Origin of the sequence: Thorsellia anophelis DSM 18579 (genome assembly GCF_900111395.1) — a bacterium.
In the GTDB taxonomy this organism is placed as follows: Bacteria; Pseudomonadota; Gammaproteobacteria; order Enterobacterales; family Thorselliaceae; genus Thorsellia; species Thorsellia anophelis.
The window spans coordinates 1-19,204 of sequence record NZ_FOHV01000011.1; the positions used below are offsets into that span (position 1 = coordinate 1).

Here is a 19,204-nt window from a genome sequence, read left to right on the forward strand (position 1 = left end):
GAAAGTTTATTCGGTAGTATGAAAACACGTAAACAATACCCTCGACAAGGATTTAAAGATATAGAGGAAGCAAGAGAATGGGTACTCAGTTTTGTTTATTGGTACAACAATGAACATAGACACAGTGGCATTAAATACGTGACGCCTGCTCAGCGCCACCAAGGTATTGATGGTGACATACTGGCTAAACGAAAAGAAGTCTATAGGGTTGCTAAATTAACCTTTCCAGAGCGTTGGAACACTCGGGATACAAGAGACTGGGATTATGAAGACAAAATAGTATTTAACCCAGTCAAAGACAATGATGCAAATAGCAGTAAAAAAATCGGACAGGTCGCTTGACATTTATCGGCTAAAGAAAGATGTTCTGAGTAATCTAGATACTGTGTTCAAGGCAAAAATGAGAATATGATTTTTTATAAGGATGGAAATATAGTTGTAACTCATAGAAAAGGTGGAGCTTAAGGAAATATAATCACGTGTTACGGCCACAGCAGCCTGAGTGGAGAAAGTGGTTCAGCTATCTATGGTGAAAGTCCAAATTATCTAGGCTTACCAATCACACCAGAAATGAAAATGAATGGATAAATTCCAAGGCCTACTGGTGGTTTCATTCCGCCCGCTACAAAAATAGAAGGGTTATAATTTTGCAAATTACTACAGATATATTTATGCTTGAAACAATTACACCGCAATATGACGATTTTATATTAAGGTGGAATTTTGGTGGAAATTCATCATTGATTTCTTTAAACTCAAACAAAAAAAGAGAAATGTTAATATCATCTGAACATTGGTTTGCTGATATATCCGATTTGTTTTATTTTGACAATCATAAAAAACTTATGGGCATCAATATATCAATTCCTAATATAAATTGTCGTATTAAAATTACTTCTAATTTTGCAGGGTTTTGTTCATTGAATTTATTAAATGATAAGCTATTTAATGTTTCACCAATGAAATTCAGATTTTTTGATCCAATAAAAAAAATACTTTTTCTATTCAATGAGGAAAATATACAAGGTGAGGTATCATGTTATTCTCTATATAAGGATTTTTTCATAATGGCTCAAGACAACAAATTTATAGGATATATATTGAACAATCCCATCAAATATCTGACAGACAATGAGTTTGGTTTTATGGATGATGTAACTGAACCAAGCGCCGAAGAGTATTTTATTTTTGATTGTTTTTTTGAATATATATCGGATAATAAACTTGAAGAGTTTAATGATGACATGAGTAAATTGGTTTTTTACGTAAATGAAAATCTACAAAAAAAATTGAATAGTATAAAAAGTGATTATCGCAGGAATATTTTTTTTCAAGAGTTGAATTCGCTTTTTGAATATTATTGTGGATGACTTTAATATTTTTTTAATTTTGATTAAAAATTTGTATGATGACCTAAATTGCTTTTTAAAAATAAGCTAAATTAACCTATAAAAATATATTTTTATCCATACAAAGTAAATCCGCAAATCTAATTCTTATAAACGACTCTAACGTGGAGGCGTATTGAAACGACTATCATTTGTAGGTACTTAAGATTAAATTTTAAGTTACTATTCAGCAGGTTTATCTTATTGATTAAATTGGATATGTTTTCCAGCTAAATAGCTAGATAACCTTGGTTTAGTGTTTTTTTATATGATAAGTTTGCCTCAGATAACAGTCTTCAATATTTAAATAAATGATTTTATGGTGAAATTAAATTTAAAAAACCTGCTGAATAGTAACAATTTTAAACAATGCACCCATAATGCATTGTTTAAATTAAAACTTATTTGTTCACTTATAAACCTTGTTGAACAGAAATTGGCTATTTTAATGTATAATTTCGGGATAAAACCGCTAAAATATAACAATTTGGATTTATCAGGATAATATTTAAGATATAAATCAATTGGGTATGTGATTGATATTTATGATACTATTACTTAAGTACTAACAAATGAAACGACTATAGGATAGCTTGCTACGCAGTTTAATACTGAAAAATCGTGGGCAAGAAACAAATAGAGCTTAACGAATCGACTAGTTCGAAAATTACTTTCTCATAGCCTTGATGTTTTATTGAATCGCAAAGCGGAACAGGAACCCTTTACAGCTAGAGAAGGTGATTTAATAAAAAATCTTGCATTGCATTATATATTAGTCATTTAAAGTAAACCAAATTTTTTCTTTTATCATATTTAGTTCTTCGTTAAGTTTTTTTCGCGTATCAAAATCCTCTCTCCATACATAAAAATCAGAAAAACTCCCATACCCCCCTTCCATTAATCTATACATTGATGAGACTGATTGAAAAGCTTTATAAGGATCGAGTAATTCACCATAATTTGGCGGTGTCAATTGAGAAATTATATTATTAACTCCTAATGACCAATTAGTCTCATTTTCACTTTTTAAAATGATGCTTAATGAAGTAAAAAGAAATAATAACTTTTCACACTTCACTACAAATTGCTTATTCATTTTATCCCTCAACTATCCAACACAGTAACATTTTGAATGTTACATGGTTCTTGAATAAATATCTGATTCATATTTAGTTGTGATTTTAACCTTGTAATCTCATCATGCTCACGCAATTCCCTCTTAATGTGGGTATATTTTGATCATGACTCTATAGACTAGGCAGGCAATTTTTTATGCATGATTTGATAATTCTGATATAATCACCTTTTTATAATCCAAACTTCATTTGCCCTAATAGGTTATACTCATATGCCAGATACTAATACCCAATCGTCTAATATCCCCATCACAAATCCTTGTATCATTATCGGGATTGCAGGCGCATCTGCATCTGGTAAAACTCTTCTAGCAGACACGCTTTACAAGGAATTAAAAGCAGATGTTGGAGACAATTGGATTGATATTATACCAGAAGACAGCTATTACAAGTGCCAAGATCATTTAACCTATGAAGAACGAATTAAAACAAATTACGACCATCCTAATTCAATGGATCATGATTTATTAATCAGTCAACTCAAAGCGCTAAAAACAGGTCATTCAGTCGAAATACCTCTGTATGATTATGTTAATCATACACGAAAAAAAGAAACTCGCCATTTTACCAGCAAACGAGTTATCATTTTAGAAGGCATATTACTCCTCACAGACCCTCGCATTAGAGAAGAGCTCAATTTTTCTATTTTCGTTGATACTCCACTTGATATCTGTCTGATAAGAAGAATGCAGCGCGATATGAATGAACGTGGGCGCTCAATGGAATCTGTTATTGCACAGTATCGTGCAACAGTTCGGCCTATGTATCTACAATTTATTGATCCTTCTAAACAATTTGCTGATGTCATTATTCCTAAAGGTGGCAAAAATAGACGTGCAATTGAAATGTTGAAAGCTCAAATTAAAACCTTTTTTTAAATTAAATGTCAAAAACTTAATCATATTAACATCTATCTAACAGCCCGTTAATCTAGTAAAACGATATGACTAAAAAAGTTCATCTAACTCTAAAATCAACTTATAATCAGGCTTAGTGTAAAATACCCCTGGCTGTAAATCATTTAAATATTGGGTGTCAGCTCCCTCTTCTGGCACGTCCCCTGCTGCTCTGATAAACAAATAAAAAACTCCTCCCATATGCGTATCATAGGCATAATTAGGAAGTCTTTGTTTCAGATATCGATGTAAAGCTAAAGTATAGATTTGGTACTGAAGATCATAGCGATGTTCAATCATGGCTAACTGCATATTAGCTTGTGTATAAGCATCAAACGCATACCCTAAATGATTAGATTTATAATCAATAATATAATACTTATCATCATGCATAAATACGAGATCAATAAAACCTTGTAACATACCTTGCACGGTATCGAATGTTAATAAGTCTGCTTGAGCAGATAAACTATCATATTCTTGAATGGTTTTATTTAATTGATTTGCAGTAAGTGGATTAGGCATATTTAAATGAAAATGTAATTCTCTACTCTGCATCTCATAAGGTATATTTGATAATCGGACATTTGCAAAAGGGAGCTCATGATAATAGAGCCTATAAAGCCAATCTTCTAATACTTGTTGCCATTGCCCTAATTCATTATTATCATCTGATAATGGGTTAATGTTTAAATGAATTGAAAATCGTTCCAATGCAGTTCTCCAAGCATACTCTTTTTGTATTTTATCAGCGCTCAAGTATTGTTCTGGATGTTCTAGTATGCCATGTAAAAATATCCCTGCAAATGCACCTTTTGGAAAATGGTAAATGTCTTTGATAGCGTCACCATCAACATTTTGGATATTAGTTTTTAACATCTTTGTCTGTAATAACTCTTGGATTTTATCATCGCGCTTCGCTACTTGAGGCGTACTTAAAAGTTGCTTCTGCCTTGTGGATAAATGACTATAACTTGACATAGTCCAATTATCTAATACAGTGCGAGTAAATTTCTCTGCTTCAAAGGATTTTAATTGCTCATTATTATTCGTTTTAATTAGTGAATTGTCATAAGTATCATCGGTATCAGTTAACTTCTCAACACTGATAGAATTCAGTCCATCTTTTGTTTGATTAGCAATATTTGAAATCACATTGTAAAAGTCAATGTCATTTGCAAGTTCATCTTCTTTAACTAATAAACTTCCTACACTTGTTCTGTGCGTGATGGTTGATTTAGAGTTTGATTTTTCCCTAACCGGTGAAAATCCAATAACGCAATGATATACTGCCCTAGTTAAAGCAACATAGCTTAAGCGAATATCTTCTGATAACCTTGATTTTTCAGCTTGTAGTTTTATATCGTCTTTACGGATACCCGCAATATCAAGAACGCGTTCGTTTATAGTTTCATCCATAAAATCTAATTGTGCTTTAGGAGCTTGGTACATCAAAGCAAAAGGATGTAGCACGATAGGATATTCTAGTCCCTTTGATTTATGTATGGAGACAATTTTAATGACGTGCTTATCACTTTCAAGCCTTAACTGAGCTTCTTGCGATTCAACTGTAGGCATTTCAATCTGTTCACCAAACCATTTAATTAGCTCATGCTGGCTTTCAAATTCACTTTCTGCTTTTTGCAATAATTCAGACAGATGCATAAAGTCCATTAGCATCCGTTCGCCTTGGCCAGAACTATACCATTTTTCTGATAATCTATTTTCAATCAAAACATCACGTAAAAATGCCATCACACCATATTGCTGCCATTTTTGTTGATAAACTTGAAATTGATATAATTTGTTTTCCCACAGTTGCTCATTTTCTTGCAGTTCATAAAGCTCTAGGGCTGTCATTTGAAATAAAATAGTGCCTAGTGATTCACGAATTAAACGTTCATTTTGCGGCTCATAGGCCGCTTTTAGTAGGCGTAATAAATCCAAAGCAAGATCAGTGCTAAAGACTGATTCATTTGCAGAAAGATAAACACTGTTAATGTCATATAGTTTTAATGCATCTTGTATTAAAGCAGCTTCTGATTTACTTCTTACTATGACTGTAATATCTTCAACTTGAAGTGTTTTCTTTTCTGATTTCGTCTGAAAATAAGCCAAATTATTTTGTGCTAGCATCAGCCAGTTAGCTACTTTTTTAGCCAATGCTTGAGCCATAAAATGTTTGTATTCAACTAAGCTTAAAGTTCCATCTAATTCAGGGCGCATAATATTAAGCCCAGCTTCCTGTTTACCTTCCACAATAAAACCAAGTCCTTCATTAACTTTTGCTGCATTCACACGGTAAAAGGGGATTTGTTCATACATGAAAGGGTTTTCAGAATAATCAAATAACTGATTAATTGAGGATATAACGCTCACAGAAGAGCGATAGTTTGTATCAAGTGTATAATGGCGTTTGGCTTCAGATTTAGCACGCATATAAGTATGAATATCAGCACCACGAAACCCATAAATAGCTTGTTTAGGATCGCCAATTAACAGCAGCAATGATTCATGGAGTGAATGGTAATTTGTGCGATAAAGCGTAGAAAATATTCGATACTGCGCAGGATCTGTATCTTGAAACTCATCGATAAGTGCAACAGGGAATTCATGCTGTAGTGTTTTGACTAAATGATGGTTTTCATCTGTTTTAAAAGCGTCATCAAGTCTTGAGATCAGATCATTAAACGTCAGCACACCTTTTTTATTTTTATCTTGCTGCAGTAATGTTCTCATTTCAAAAATTGCTATTTTCAAAAAATTGCTTTTTATTATTTGAAAATCAACTTCTTCTTGCAGCTTATCTACCTCTTCAAATAAATCCATTGAAGGCGTTTTATTACCTTTAGTTGTTTTCGCCTTTAAATATGATTGACTAAACAAGCTGACTTCATCTAAAAAAGTCAAATCAGGTAAAGTGGATGTCGCCCATTGTGTAATTTTATTTACAATAGGTTCAATTTTAGTAGGTTTATAAACACCTTGATGTAAACAACTTAAATCTGATAGTAATCTTGTCAAGGCTGAATTCGAATCGTTCATTGCAGCAAGCCAATCAGTTTTAAATTTTGCAATTTTAATCTGCATTTGTTCACACAGTGCTATCAAATAAGATATTTTTTGTTCAACAGTGGTTAATTTATCTAATTCACTTAGCTTAATTATGTTTGTTCTGTTTGAAATTAAATCATCAGAAAAAACTGGCAAATCCCCTTCTAAATACTGAATTATTGCATTTTTTAAATCGTGAGGAGTGGCATAAAAACTTAATATTTTTTTATGTAAGTAAAGCGGCATTTGATAACAATATTTTCGCCAAAAATCAACACTTGCCTGCTCAAGCATATGATAATTATTTTCTTTTAATTCAAAATCAAATGGACTACCTGATTCAATGGCAAGGCCGCTTAGTGCTCTTTGACAAAATCCATGGATAGTATAGATTGCAGCTTTATCCATCTCTTGTTCTGCAAGCAATAACCTTTCAATCGCAGTATTGATTAATTTATGTTGGTCAAGTAACTCAATCAAGGGAAATAATCTTGAAAATTTTACTAATTCAGGATTAGCTAAAAATCGAATACACGTCACTCTGAGTTCATGAATGTTTAAACGAATACGCTCACGTAATTCTTCTGTAGCGGCTTTAGTAAAAGTCACAACCAATATCTGTTCTACCGTTAAGGGTTCTGAAAAAACATTTTCGTTTCTAATTCCAAGTAGCAGGCGTAAATATAATAAAGAGATAGTATAGGTTTTTCCGGTACCTGCTGACGCCTCAATTAAAATTGTTCCATCTAAAGGCATTTTAAACGGTTCTAACGTGAGCATCGTAATTTGTTTTTCATCTAATCCGCTAGATTTGGTCATGATTTCCCCTCAAATTTTTTCTTTAACCTATCATACACTAGAATAGTATTTTTTAATCCACATCGAATAGAAAATCCACATACAAAAAAAATTTTTTTTCACTTGACTTTCGTGAAAGTCAAACCGCATTTATCTACACAACGAGTGCAGAAAAAATCAAGTCTTTTTTGCAAATATTTCTTACTTGAATTATTCTTCAAAACACACTATCTTGTAAAAGATAAGAAGAAAAACACCATATATAGTGCTAGTGTAACATTTAGACATAACAGCTAAATTACTTAGCAATTAACTAAATCAAGTACATAATAGAGACAATCAAGGCTAATATCATGACTCAGAACATAATGGTCACAAAACGAGATGGACGTTTAGAAAAAATTAACTTAGATAAGATTCATCGTGTGATAAAATGGGCAACTGAAGATCTTAAAAATGTTTCAGCATCACAGATAGAATTAGGTGCTCGCATTCAATTCTATGAAGGAATACGCACATCTGATATTCATGAGACACTGATTAAAGCTGCAGCTGATCTTATCTCAACTGATTCTCCTGATTATCAATATGCAGCAGCTAGACTTGCGACCTATAATTTAAGAAAAAAAGCGTTCGGAGAATTCAGTCCCCCAACACTATTCGACCATGTGACAAAGTTAGTTAATCTAGGCAAATATGATAAACATATTCTTAATGATTATACTAAAGAAGAGCTCGATACGCTTGATACAATGATTGATCACGAAAGAGATATGAAATTTTCTTACGCAGCTGTAAAGCAACTTGAAGGAAAATATTTAGTACAAAATCGTGTGACTGGTGAAATTTATGAAAGTGCACAGTTCCTCTATATTCTTGTTGCAGCTTGTCTCTTCGCTCAATATGAGAAAACTACAAGATTAAGTTATATTCAACGCTTTTATGATGCAATTTCAACGTTTAAAATTTCACTGCCTACTCCAATTATGGCAGGCGTACGCACACCGACTAGACAATTTAGCTCATGTGTATTAATTGAATGTGGTGATAGCTTAGATTCAATTAATACCACAGCTAGTTCTATTGTAAAATATGTCTCTCAACGCGCAGGTATTGGGATCAATGCGGGTCGAATTCGTGCACTAGGCAGTTCAATTCGTGGTGGTGAAGCGTTTCACACCGGATGTATTCCATTTTATAAACACTTTCAAACAGCCGTTAAATCTTGTTCCCAAGGTGGGGTAAGAGGTGGCGCAGCTACCTTATTTTATCCTATATGGCACTTGGAAGTTGAAAGTTTATTAGTACTTAAAAATAACCGCGGTGTTGAGCAAAATCGTGTTCGCCATTTAGACTATGGTGTACAGATTAATAAACTTATGTACGAGCGCCTGATTAAAAATGAAGACATCACGCTATTTAGTCCATCAGACGTACCTGGCTTGTATGATGCATTTTTTGCAGACCAAGAGCAATTTGAATTGCTTTATAATCAATATGAAAAAGATATAACTATAAGAAAACAAAAAATAAAAGCTGTTGACTTATTTTCTTTAATGCTGCAAGAAAGAGCGTCTACTGGACGTATTTACATTCAAAATGTAGATCATTGCAATACGCATAGTCCTTTTGACCCTAAAGTGGCACCGGTAAGACAATCTAATCTTTGTCTAGAGATAGCTTTACCAACTAATCCTTCTTCTGACTTGCATGATCCTGAAGGTGAAATTGCACTATGTACATTATCTGCTTTTAATTTAGGGGAAATAAGTGATCTTTCTGAGCTTGAAAACTTAGCAGATCTTGCAGTGCGTGCACTTGATGCATTACTAGATTACCAGGATTATCCGCTATTTGCAGCTAGAAGAGGATCTGAAGGGCGTAGAACCTTAGGCGTAGGTGTGATTAACTTTGCTTACTATCTTGCTAAAAATGGTGTTCGCTATTCGGATGGGAGTGCAAATAACCTGACTCATAAAACATTTGAGGCGATACAGTACTATTTACTCAAAGCGTCTAATAATTTAGCAATAGAGCAAGGCCCTTGCCCATGGTTTGATCAAACTACTTATTCACAAGGTATTTTACCAATAGATACCTATAAAAAAGATGTTGATAGCTATTGCCAAGAGCCGTTGCATTTAGATTGGGAAGCATTGCGTGCTTCAATCCAAAAACATGGTTTAAGAAACTCAACGCTTTCTGCATTAATGCCATCAGAAACCTCATCCCAAATTTCAAATGCCACCAATGGGATTGAACCACCAAGAGGACATATTAGTATTAAGGCATCTAAAGATGGTATTTTAAAACAAGTCGTGCCTGATTACGAATTACTTAAAACTCAATATGAGTTACTTTGGGAAATGCCGAGTAATGAAGGTTATCTAAAATTAGTTGCGATTATGCAGAAATTTATTGACCAATCCATTTCGTCAAACACTAACTATGATCCTAAGCGTTTCCCTGGTGATAAGGTGCCTATGCGCCAATTAATCACTGATTTATTAACTGCTTATAAGTACGGTATTAAAACATTATATTACCATAACACACGTGACGGTGCAGACGATGTCCAAGGCGATATTCGTGATAATGATTTACCTACCTTAGTTGATATCAGTGAAGCGGGAGATGATGATTGTGAAGGCGGTTGTAAAATTTAATTATTCATAATAATCAAATTGGGTTCTTTACTCTTCTGAGTGAAGAGATTCTTAACAGTTAAAGACTATCTACTTTGTTACAGGAATTCAAAATGGGATACACTACATTTTCTAAGAAAAAGAATGATCAATTACGTGAACCAATGTTTTTTGGTCAACCTGTCAATGTTGCTCGGTATGATCAACAAAAATATGAGATATTTGAAAAACTGATTGAGAAGCAACTTTCATTTTTTTGGCGACCAGAAGAAGTTGATGTGTCCAAAGATCGAATTGATTACAATAACTTGCCAGATCATGAAAAACATATTTTTATCAGCAATCTAAAGTATCAAACTCTCTTAGACTCAATTCAAGGCAGAAGTCCTAATATTGCATTTTTGCCAATTATCTCTTTACCTGAATTAGAAACTTGGGTTGAAACATGGTCATTTTCTGAAACTATCCATTCAAGATCGTATACTCATATCATTCGTAATGTAATGAATGATCCAAGTATTGTATTCGATGATATCGTGACTAATAAAGAAATAGCAAAGCGTGCAGATGATATATCCCGTTACTATGATGAATTAATTCACCTAACCAATCTCTACCATCTTTTAGGGGAAGGACAACATTCGGTTGCAGGTAAAATAATTAGCGTTAACAAAAAGCAACTCAAAAAATTACTTTATCTATGCTTAATGAGCGTAAACGCACTTGAGGCTGTCCGTTTTTATGTCAGCTTTGCATGCTCATTTGCCTTTGCAGAACGCGAATTGATGGAAGGGAATGCTAAAATCATTAAGCTGATTGCAAGAGATGAAGCGCTTCATCTTACTGGTACACAACACATGCTTAATATACTTCGTTCAGGCCAAGATGACCCTGAAATGGCTGAAATTGCAAAAGAATGTGAAACGGAATGTTATGATCTTTTTGTGAGAGTTGCAGAGCAAGAGAAGCAATGGGCTGAATATCTATTTAAAGATGGCTCAATGATAGGTCTTAATAAAGATATTCTATGCCAATATGTCGATTATATTACTAATACAAGAATGCAAGCAGTTGGACTCGCTATGCCCTTTGCAACAAAAAGTAATCCTATTCCATGGATTAATGCTTGGCTTGTGTCTGATAATGTGCAAGTAGCACCTCAAGAAGTGGAAGTAAGTTCATATTTAGTCGGCCAGATTGATGCAGAGGTGGATGCGGATGACTTCAGTGACTTTAAACTCTAAACAACATTTCTCTAATGTTACGCTTCAGTGCAAAATTAAATTAGTGCATCAAAATAAATTAATTTATCGTAGCAAAGGAGAAGTTACACTGTTAGAGACACTGAAAAAAAATAATGTTAGGATCGATTTTCAGTGCAAAGAGGGCTACTGTGGTGCTTGTCGAACAAAGATCAAAAAAGGGTCGGTACAATATATCACTGACCCTTTAGCTTATCTTGAACCAAATGATATACTCCCATGCTGCTGTTTTCCCTTAACTGATCTTGAATTAGAATTATAAACACGATAGACTACAAGCTAATTTTATTAGTTAGCTATACAGCTAATTTTTTTCGGCTAGTATTTTCACATAATTTTTGATTAGCCAGTAGTCGATGATAAATTTATAAATACATTTATTTCTAGTTATGAGCACAAACAGCTAATGACTCTTTCTATATAAGATATTGACATGAAATCATGGTACCTAATATATTGTAAGCGTGGCCAAATAGAACGCGCTGCTACACATTTAGAACAACAATTAGTTAACTGTTTTTTTCCAACGTTTGAAACCGAAAAAATTATTAGAGGAAAACGGCAAGTAGTAAACGAACCACTTTTTCCAAACTACCTCTTTATTCAATTTAATCCTGAGGAAATTCACACCACCACTATATCAGGCACACGTGGTGTATCCTACTTTATCCGTAATGGATTAGATCCTGCTATTGTACCTGATTCATTGATAGAGGGACTTAAAATTCCAAAAGAGGTGTTTATAGAAAACAGTGATCTTCCAAAACAGGGAGAAACAGTGACTATAACAAGTGGTGTCTTTAAAGGTCTCGAGGCCATCTATCATGAACAAAACGGTGAAATGCGGTCTGTCTTATTAGTCAAAATGCTGGGTAAAGATGTCAGAAAAATAATAGATAATACCGATTTTGATAAAAAAAATGAGCTAAACTAGACGTATAATTCATCCAGTCTTTAATTACCTCTCAATTTAATAGAATCATTCAAGGAAGAAGATATGAAAAAAACAAAAGGAACCAGCCTTGCCTGGCAAATTTTTTATGGGCTAATACTTGGGATCATCGTGGGATGGATTTTTTATGTTAATCCTACTCTTCAATTAGTGCTTGAACCAATTGGCGATATTTTTTTACGGCTTATCAAAATGATCGTTATCCCAATTGTTATCACTAGTATTGTAGTCGCTATTGCTAGTAGTGGTGATGTAAAACAGCTTGGTAAGCTTGGTGGGAAGACCTTACTATATTTTGAAATTATTACAACCCTTGCCATTATTGTTGGTATTGTCTCTGCAAATCTTTTCAAACCTGGTGCAGGTGTTGATTTTAGTAGTTTAACCCAAGGGGATATCAGTAAATACGTTCATACAGCCAATAGTCAAAAAGATATGAGCTTAATTGATACTATTGTGCATATAGTACCGACTAATCCATTTGCTGCAATTGCCAATGGGGATATGTTAGCTATTATATTTTTCTCTGTCATTTTCGGATTAGGTCTTTCTGCAGTAGGTGAATCGGCAAAGCCGGTAACTAAAATGTTAAAAGGCGCTGCAGATACGATGTTTCACATCACTCATCAAATTATGCGATTTGCCCCAATAGGTGTATTTGCGTTAATAGGAATTACAGTAGCTAAATATGGTATCGCATCACTTATACCGCTAGGCAAACTTATACTAGTGATTTATGTTACCATGTTCTTTTTTGTGATTGTTATATTAGGTGCGGTTGCAAAAATATTTGGATATAGTATTTTCTCGCTCATTTCACTCATTAAAGATGAAATTATTTTAGCATTTTCAACTGCTAGCTCTGAAACGGTTCTACCAAGATTGATTGAAAAAGTTGAAAGCATTGGGGTACCTAAACATATTTCTTCATTTGTCATACCAACTGGCTACTCTTTTAATCTAGATGGCTCAACACTTTACCAAGCAATTGCAGCAATATTCATAGCTCAAATGTATAACATTGATTTTCCGATAGCAGAACAAATATCCCTTGTGCTTATTTTAATGGTTACCTCTAAAGGTATTGCAGGAGTACCTGGGGTATCGATTGTTGTTCTTGTTACCACGCTTGGTATAAAAGGATTACCAGTACAAGGTCTTGCCTATATAGTAGGAATTGATAGAATATTAGATATGGGTAGAACAGCTGTAAACGTAATTGGTAATGGTCTTGCAGCTGTCATCATTGCAAAATGGCAAGGTGAATTTGCACCTAAAAAAGTCGACCAATAAATCAATTGGTGAAACAAAACCGATAACAATAATCCTCCAGGAATCTTATGCTTGTTGCTGCCATTATTTTCATTATTACGCTCATTTTTGTCATATGGCAGCCAAGAGGATTAGGTATAGGATGGTCTGCCTGTACAGGGGCTTTTTTTGCTCTGTTATTCGGTGTAATTCATTTTAGTGATATTTTCATTGTGTGGGATATCATTTGGAACGCAACATTTACCTTTATTGCAATAATCATCATTTCCCTTATTTTAGATGAATCTGGTTTTTTCGAATGGGCTGCGAGCCATATATTAAAGCTCGGATTTGGGTTAGGTCGTATTTTATTTACCTGGATCATTTTGTTAGGTGCAGGAATCTCAGCTATTTTTACAAATGATGGTGCTGCACTGATATTGACCCCTATAGTGATAGCAATGACTCAAGCATTGCAATTTAACCTTAAAACAACCCTAGCACTTCTCATGTCTGCTGGCTTTATTGCCGATTCGGCAAGCTTACCCTTAATCGTTTCTAATCTTGTAAATATTGTCACAGCTGACTTTTTTGATATTTCTTTTACCGAATATGCCAGAATCATGATCCCTGTTAACTTCGTTTCGATTGGCGCATCTTTGATAATATTACATCTGTTTTTCTATAATGATATTCCTAATTTATATCAAGAGCCAAATAGTAATCGCCCAAAAGACGCAATAAAAGATATAGTTACTTTTTACGCTGGATTTATTATCCTTACCATATTACTTATTGCCTTCTTTATTCTAGAACCGCTTGGTATCCCTGTAAGTTTCATCGCCGCAATAGCAGCACTTGCCCTGATGGTTGTGGCAGTAACCCAAAGAAAAATCAACACGCTAAAAGTAATAAAACAAGCACCTTGGCAAATTGTGATTTTTTCTTTAGGAATGTATTTAGTGGTATACGGACTTCGTAATGCAGGACTGACTGATTTTTTATCACTACAACTTAGTTTACTTGCAAAAGAAGGCATACTGGTTGCAACAATTGGTACTGGTTTATTGAGTGCATTGTTAAGTTCAATAATGAATAATCTACCTACTGTCTTGATAGGTGCCATTTCTATTGATAACAGCGATAGTAATGGATTAATCAAAGATGCAATGATCTACGCCCATATTATTGGTAGTGATTTAGGCCCTAAAATGACTCCTATAGGTAGCCTAGCCACCCTACTCTGGCTCCATGTCTTAGCCAAGAAAAATATCTATATCTCTTGGGGATATTATTTTAAAATAGGCATTACCCTCACATTACCTGTTTTATTAATTACGCTGTTTGCGCTTGTTTGGATTATCCGTTAATATAACCAGTAACTTCACAATACTGACGTTTAAAACGTTTAATTTCTCTATTTTCAAGGTATCTATGAATACAGAATCAATCGCAAGACTTAAAATTCATTTCTGTGTTTTACTTTGGGGATTTACCGGAATTCTAGGTGTATATATCACCTTACCCGCTTTAGATCTCGTCTGGTGGCGAATGCTTTTAGTTGCCGGTATTCTTTTTTTAATTCCTACTGTTTGGCGTTCAATCCGAAAGATCCCGCTGAAGCTAATTGGCATTTATTGTGTAATTGGCCTTTTTGTTGGATTACACTGGTATACCTTCTATGACTCAATTAAGCACTCAAATGCATCAATTGCCGCAACTTGTATGGCTTTTGCACCCTTGTTTATTTCTTTAATTGAACCTATTGTCTTTCGAAGGGGGTTTTCTTATAAAGAATTACTTTTAAGTTTACTTGTCATACCTGCAATCATATTGGTGGTAGGTGGTGTCTCCATTGAAATGTACAAGGGTATTGTATTAGGTGCTATCTCTGCTTTTTTTGTTGCTGCATTTAGTATTATGAACAAAAAATGGTCTTCCCTAGCCCCACCTCTAGCAGTTACTGCAATTGAAATGCTATCTGGAACATTGCTATTGAGTGCAATCATTCTTCTAAAATCAGATTCAAATGCAATTTTTATTATACCTAATCTACAAGATTTTATTTTACTTGTAGTTCTAAGTTTATTTTGCACTTTACTCCCGTTTGCTTTATCACTTGTCGCACTTCGTCAACTTAGCGCCTATAGTGTTCAACTTATTATCAATTTAGAGCCTGTTTATACGATTATTTTAGCGATTATTTTACTTGGCGAACAAAAAGATTTAAGTCTTGCGTTTTATATTGGGGTCATTTTGTTAATCTCAACGGTCATGTTACACCCTAAAATTCAGAACTTTAAGCTTAAGCAATCTTATGATTCAGCTTAATGAACTCTGTGACCTAGTTCAAACATTTAGAATTTTACTCACAGGTTTAGGTTAAGATCGTGAAATTATGAACCAAATAAGCTATGCTAAGTTACCAAAGAAAAAACTATCTAATTTTAAGTAGCACTCCTATTTTCAAGTTTATTATTTTAACTAAGGATACAGATTATGAAACCACATCTCATATTAGTTAGCCATGGCGATTTAGCCGAAGAGTTGGTCCGTGTTGCATCAATGATACTTGATGAGATGCCTCAAGTTACCGTTTTAACTATGCAAGAATTTCAAAATACGGCTACCTTAGAAAAAGAACTCAAAGCTGCCTTAAAGACAATTGGTCCAGGCCCTGTTCTTGTCATGGCTGATATTCTTGGGGGTACACCTTCTAATGCGACTATCCAAGTTATGACACAAAGAGATGATTTAGTTCTATTAAGTGGAGTAAACTTACCTATGATACTCGAATTTGCACTGAGCAGCATAACGGACTTAAGAGAACTCTCAACACATCTTAGAATGGTTGGCGCTCAAGGCGTAAGAATGGTTACTATTGATCCGCGAGATATAGATCAAGTTGGCTAATTTGTATGACCAGTAAATAAAAAAGGTGGCTAAAGCCACCTTTTTTTGCATAAACAACTATATTCAAAATAAATTACCATATGTCATCTTTTTTATTTTTTCTCTCATCAGAACTATCGTCTGTATCTTTATTTCTATGTTTCAGATATTGCTTATGATCCATCTTATTTAAATCAACTAGATGATTCACTAAAACCCCTACTAAGAAAATAATAATCACCCACCAATAGTCCTGCAAGATTTGCATATATTATCCTAAGATACTTTTCATAATGGAATTATAGATCTTATTTAATGTAACCAAATCATTAAGCGAAACATGTTCATCTACTTTATGTATCATTTCATTGATAGGTCCAATTTCAACCACTTGCGTCCCCAAAGTTGCAATAAATCGACCATCTGAAGTACCACCGGTTGTTTCAAGCATAGGAGTCAAACCAATAAATTCAGTAACTGAATTTGATACTGCTTCAACTAAATGACCATCAGCAGTCAAAAATGGTAATCCAGATAACCACCAGTCTAAATCATAATCAAATTTATATTTATCTAAGATTTCTGTTACTCTAAACTTAATCAAATCAACTGTCAATTCAGTACCAAACCGAAAATTAAATTGCACCAGCATTTCACCAGGAATAACATTAGGACTCCCAGTACCAGCATTAACATTTGCGATTTGAAATGATGTTGCTGGAAAAAAAGCATTACCATCATCCCACACTTCATGAGTTAACTCATCTAATGCGGCAAGCGCAAGATGAACAGGATTTTTGGCAAGATGTGGATAAGCAACATGTCCCTGAACACCATTCACTTTTAAATTTCCAGTCAGGGATCCTCTTCGACCATTTTTAACGACATCCCCTAGCATATCACGGCTAGAAGGTTCTCCTACTACGCAGTAATCGACTTGTTCATTTCGGCTGCGCAATACTTCAACAACCTTTTGAGTGCCATCAATCGCTTTGTCTTCTTCATCGGATGTAATTAAAAAAGCAAGCCTACCTCGTTTAAAATGACTAGACTTAGTAAAAGTGTCAGCAGCCAACATCATTGCAGCAATAGAGCCTTTCATATCAGCTGTGCCACGCCCATAAATCAGATCGCCAACGACTGTGGGTGTAAAAGGTGGATATGTCCAATCTGCTTCATTACCAGTAGGAACAACATCAGTGTGCCCAGAAAAAACTAATGTAGGACCCGGATTTTTAGTTTCTAATACGGCCCAAAAATTACTTACTTCACCAAAAGGCATTCTTTCAATAACAAAGCCTAATTTTTCTAAATGATTAATCAAAATCTCTTGGCATCCACAATCATTTGGGCTAACTGATGGTTTTTCGATAAGTTGACTTAACAGTTGAGTAATAAATTGCTTAGATTGAATATTATTTGGCATCTATGCAATTCCCTTTTTCATATTCATTGAGTGCGATGGAGATGTTTTGGTAAATAATTCATTGAAAAAATTTAAATACTGTTTGGCACTGAAACCAAGAAGTTTGATAGTTGGTTCATCAGCAATTGGATTGGCAATCAATAATGGTCTTTTTATCAATGCTGGGTATGTTTTAAGCAAATTAACAGCATGATCAATATTATCTAAATTCGATTTATCTGTCTCAGATAAATTACGCCATGTAGTACCACGCTTATTAATTAAGCTGTCTACGCCAATTTTTTCAATTTGGCGTTGTAAAAACTCGTCTGAAATACCATCTTTGCGGTAATCTACAAAAGTATAACCAATGTCTTGCAGTTCTAACCATGTTTTAGCTTTTTTAATTTTATCGCAATTTTTAATACCATAAATGGTAATTTTAAACTTATTCATTACTCAACTCCTCCGTGAGGTTATACTCAAATCAAGCATTTTGACTATTCTGCTCTGCCAAAAAATCTAAAATAACTTGATGGTGATTGTTCGTTTTGAAATTATCAAAAACATGCATGATATGTCCATTTTCATCGATGAGAAAACTTATTCGATGAATTCCGTCATACACTTTACCCATGAATTTTTTCTCGCCCCAGACGCCATATAATTCAGCTATAGCATGGTCTTCATCTGACAGTAAGGTGAAATTGAGTTCATCACGTTCAATAAATTTAGCAAGTCGTTTGGGGGGATCTATACTAATTCCTAAAATTTCGACATCCTGCTTTTTAAAATCCTCTATAGTATCTCTAAGAGAACAAGCTTGAACAGTACAGCCTGGCGTCATTGCTTTTGGGTAAAAATAGACTAAAACCTTACGACCTAAAAAATCCGATAAATTCACGATTTCTTCTTTTTGATTTTTCAGAGCAAAACTAGGCGCTTTATCACCTACTTCAAGCAATTTTGTCATTTTCTCACCTTATGATTAGATATTTTTATTCACTGGATGTTTTTGTGATTCAACATTAATTGGCTTATTTATTAATCAACTTAACTGATAAACAAATCTAAAACTGTAAATCACTATATTTAGGATATCTGTAAAAGTGAATTTATTTCACGAAAATTAGGTTTAATAAGCTTTAACTAAGCCGCCCCTATATAATTCAACTACTAAATTGTAACATATATGGCAAAGCCCACGCAAACTCAGCAAGCATAAAGCGAATCACAAAAAAGAAATATCCGGTAAAAAAACTCATATAAATGTAAAAATAATTTCAAAAAATAAAATTATCCCTCTATTTTGTGAATTAATTATTTTTCAAATGCTGTTTATTCATTAAAAAATGAGTTACTGCTAATATTTTTTACACACTTGTATTGTTATAAAACACAATGAGTGGGATAATCAGAAAACTGTGGTTTACTGTTTATGTAATCATGTTTAATCAATTATTTTCACTGTAACTATCTTATTTTTTTAAATTTAACCAAATCGGCAGGTCTAGATTAGATTTTT

Annotated in this window: 17 protein-coding genes; 11 read left to right on the forward strand and 6 right to left on the reverse strand. The window is 33.9% G+C overall.

Going from position 1 to position 19,204, the window contains the following annotated elements; genetic code table 11:
- Both BMW37_RS08050 and BMW37_RS08055 read left to right on the forward strand, forming a co-directional pair.
- Positions 1 to 342: integrase core domain-containing protein (locus BMW37_RS08050; protein ID WP_143047617.1), on the forward strand; the 342-nt coding region annotated here is incomplete at its 5' end.
- 305 nt (positions 343 to 647) lie between these two features.
- Positions 648 to 1,370, forward strand: a complete 723-nt coding sequence (locus BMW37_RS08055) for a hypothetical protein (protein WP_093319486.1) — start codon at positions 648 to 650, stop codon at positions 1,368 to 1,370.
- A gap of 790 nt (positions 1,371 to 2,160) precedes the next feature.
- Here BMW37_RS08055 and BMW37_RS08060 read toward each other — a convergent pair.
- Entirely contained in the window at positions 2,161 to 2,484 is a 324-nt protein-coding gene (locus BMW37_RS08060) for a hypothetical protein (protein ID WP_093319490.1), read from the reverse strand.
- Between the two features lie 252 nt (positions 2,485 to 2,736).
- Here BMW37_RS08060 and udk point away from each other — a divergent pair, with 252 nt between their 5' ends.
- Positions 2,737 to 3,402 carry a uridine kinase gene (gene udk, locus BMW37_RS08065; RefSeq protein WP_093319492.1) on the forward strand — a complete coding sequence of 222 codons (666 nt, stop codon included), beginning with the start codon at positions 2,737 to 2,739 and terminating at the stop codon, positions 3,400 to 3,402.
- Positions 3,403 to 3,471: 69 nt separating this feature from the next.
- Here the strand turns inward: udk and recB are convergent, their stop codons facing one another.
- Positions 3,472 to 7,293 carry an exodeoxyribonuclease V subunit beta gene (recB, locus tag BMW37_RS08070; protein WP_093319495.1) on the reverse strand — a complete coding sequence of 1,274 codons (3,822 nt, stop codon included), beginning with the start codon at positions 7,291 to 7,293 and terminating at the stop codon, positions 3,472 to 3,474.
- Between the two features lie 332 nt (positions 7,294 to 7,625).
- On the opposite strand from recB, the gene nrdA reads away from it, so the two are divergent.
- The 8 genes from nrdA to BMW37_RS08110 all read left to right on the forward strand — a co-directional run bounded on the left by nrdA (position 7,626) and on the right by BMW37_RS08110 (position 16,295).
- The gene (nrdA, locus tag BMW37_RS08075; RefSeq protein ID WP_093319498.1) at positions 7,626 to 9,938 is read left to right on the forward strand and encodes a class 1a ribonucleoside-diphosphate reductase subunit alpha; all 2,313 of its coding nucleotides are present in this window, start codon (positions 7,626 to 7,628) and stop codon (positions 9,936 to 9,938) included.
- A gap of 92 nt (positions 9,939 to 10,030) precedes the next feature.
- On the forward strand, positions 10,031 to 11,161 hold the full coding sequence (nrdB, locus tag BMW37_RS08080) for a class Ia ribonucleoside-diphosphate reductase subunit beta (protein WP_093319500.1): 1,131 nt from the start codon (positions 10,031 to 10,033) through the stop codon (positions 11,159 to 11,161).
- Complete coding sequence (gene yfaE, locus BMW37_RS08085) at positions 11,136 to 11,441, forward strand: class I ribonucleotide reductase maintenance protein YfaE (protein WP_093319503.1); 306 nt, start codon at positions 11,136 to 11,138, stop codon at positions 11,439 to 11,441. Before nrdB ends, yfaE begins: the two co-directional genes overlap by 26 nt.
- 171 nt (positions 11,442 to 11,612) lie before the next feature.
- Complete coding sequence (rfaH, locus tag BMW37_RS08090) at positions 11,613 to 12,113, forward strand: transcription/translation regulatory transformer protein RfaH (RefSeq protein WP_093319505.1); 501 nt, start codon at positions 11,613 to 11,615, stop codon at positions 12,111 to 12,113.
- Positions 12,114 to 12,176: 63 nt separating this feature from the next.
- On the forward strand, positions 12,177 to 13,424 hold the full coding sequence (locus BMW37_RS08095; RefSeq protein WP_093319506.1) for a cation:dicarboxylate symporter family transporter: 1,248 nt from the start codon (positions 12,177 to 12,179) through the stop codon (positions 13,422 to 13,424).
- Between the two features lie 47 nt (positions 13,425 to 13,471).
- Entirely contained in the window at positions 13,472 to 14,752 is a 1,281-nt protein-coding gene (locus BMW37_RS08100; RefSeq protein WP_093319508.1) for an arsenic transporter, read from the forward strand.
- 64 nt (positions 14,753 to 14,816) lie between these two features.
- Positions 14,817 to 15,713 carry a DMT family transporter gene (locus BMW37_RS08105; protein WP_093319510.1) on the forward strand — a complete coding sequence of 299 codons (897 nt, stop codon included), beginning with the start codon at positions 14,817 to 14,819 and terminating at the stop codon, positions 15,711 to 15,713.
- A 168-nt stretch (positions 15,714 to 15,881) separates the two neighbouring features.
- Positions 15,882 to 16,295 carry a PTS sugar transporter subunit IIA gene (locus BMW37_RS08110; RefSeq protein WP_093319512.1) on the forward strand — a complete coding sequence of 138 codons (414 nt, stop codon included), beginning with the start codon at positions 15,882 to 15,884 and terminating at the stop codon, positions 16,293 to 16,295.
- A 73-nt stretch (positions 16,296 to 16,368) separates the two neighbouring features.
- Here the strand turns inward: BMW37_RS08110 and BMW37_RS14925 are convergent, their stop codons facing one another.
- From BMW37_RS14925 to bcp, 4 genes are read right to left on the reverse strand one after another with little or no spacing between them, the layout of a single operon-like run.
- A complete protein-coding gene (locus tag BMW37_RS14925) occupies positions 16,369 to 16,542 on the reverse strand; it encodes a YpfN family protein (RefSeq protein ID WP_143047618.1) in 174 nt (57 codons plus the stop codon).
- Between the two features lie 3 nt (positions 16,543 to 16,545).
- Positions 16,546 to 17,700, reverse strand: coding sequence for a succinyl-diaminopimelate desuccinylase (gene dapE, locus BMW37_RS08115; RefSeq protein WP_093319514.1), 1,155 nt, complete (start codon positions 17,698 to 17,700; stop codon positions 16,546 to 16,548).
- Positions 17,701 to 18,135 carry an ArsC family reductase gene (locus BMW37_RS08120; protein WP_093319516.1) on the reverse strand — a complete coding sequence of 145 codons (435 nt, stop codon included), beginning with the start codon at positions 18,133 to 18,135 and terminating at the stop codon, positions 17,701 to 17,703.
- A gap of 31 nt (positions 18,136 to 18,166) precedes the next feature.
- Positions 18,167 to 18,652 (reverse strand): thioredoxin-dependent thiol peroxidase, encoded by a 486-nt coding sequence (bcp, locus tag BMW37_RS08125; RefSeq protein ID WP_093319519.1) that lies wholly within the window; start codon positions 18,650 to 18,652, stop codon positions 18,167 to 18,169.
- Positions 18,653 to 19,204 lie beyond the last annotated feature (552 nt).

Bases quoted from the DNA above. Each gene is read 5' to 3' on its own strand.
- dapE (WP_093319514.1), bottom strand. From the start codon at position 17,700: ATGCCAAATAATATTCAATCTAAGCAATTTATTACTCAACTGTTAAGT.
- BMW37_RS08120 (WP_093319516.1), bottom strand. From the start codon at position 18,135: ATGAATAAGTTTAAAATTACCATTTATGGTATTAAAAATTGCGATAAA.
- BMW37_RS08060 (WP_093319490.1), bottom strand. From the start codon at position 2,484: ATGAATAAGCAATTTGTAGTGAAGTGTGAAAAGTTATTATTTCTTTTT.
- nrdB (WP_093319500.1), top strand. From the start codon at position 10,031: ATGGGATACACTACATTTTCTAAGAAAAAGAATGATCAATTACGTGAA.
- rfaH (WP_093319505.1), top strand. From the start codon at position 11,613: ATGAAATCATGGTACCTAATATATTGTAAGCGTGGCCAAATAGAACGC.
- recB (WP_093319495.1), bottom strand. From the start codon at position 7,293: ATGACCAAATCTAGCGGATTAGATGAAAAACAAATTACGATGCTCACG.
- yfaE (WP_093319503.1), top strand. From the start codon at position 11,136: ATGACTTCAGTGACTTTAAACTCTAAACAACATTTCTCTAATGTTACG.
- BMW37_RS08105 (WP_093319510.1), top strand. From the start codon at position 14,817: ATGAATACAGAATCAATCGCAAGACTTAAAATTCATTTCTGTGTTTTA.
- BMW37_RS08110 (WP_093319512.1), top strand. From the start codon at position 15,882: ATGAAACCACATCTCATATTAGTTAGCCATGGCGATTTAGCCGAAGAG.
- BMW37_RS08095 (WP_093319506.1), top strand. From the start codon at position 12,177: ATGAAAAAAACAAAAGGAACCAGCCTTGCCTGGCAAATTTTTTATGGG.
- bcp (WP_093319519.1), bottom strand. From the start codon at position 18,652: ATGACAAAATTGCTTGAAGTAGGTGATAAAGCGCCTAGTTTTGCTCTG.
- BMW37_RS08100 (WP_093319508.1), top strand. From the start codon at position 13,472: ATGCTTGTTGCTGCCATTATTTTCATTATTACGCTCATTTTTGTCATA.
- udk (WP_093319492.1), top strand. From the start codon at position 2,737: ATGCCAGATACTAATACCCAATCGTCTAATATCCCCATCACAAATCCT.
- BMW37_RS14925 (WP_143047618.1), bottom strand. From the start codon at position 16,542: ATGCAAATCTTGCAGGACTATTGGTGGGTGATTATTATTTTCTTAGTA.
- nrdA (WP_093319498.1), top strand. From the start codon at position 7,626: ATGACTCAGAACATAATGGTCACAAAACGAGATGGACGTTTAGAAAAA.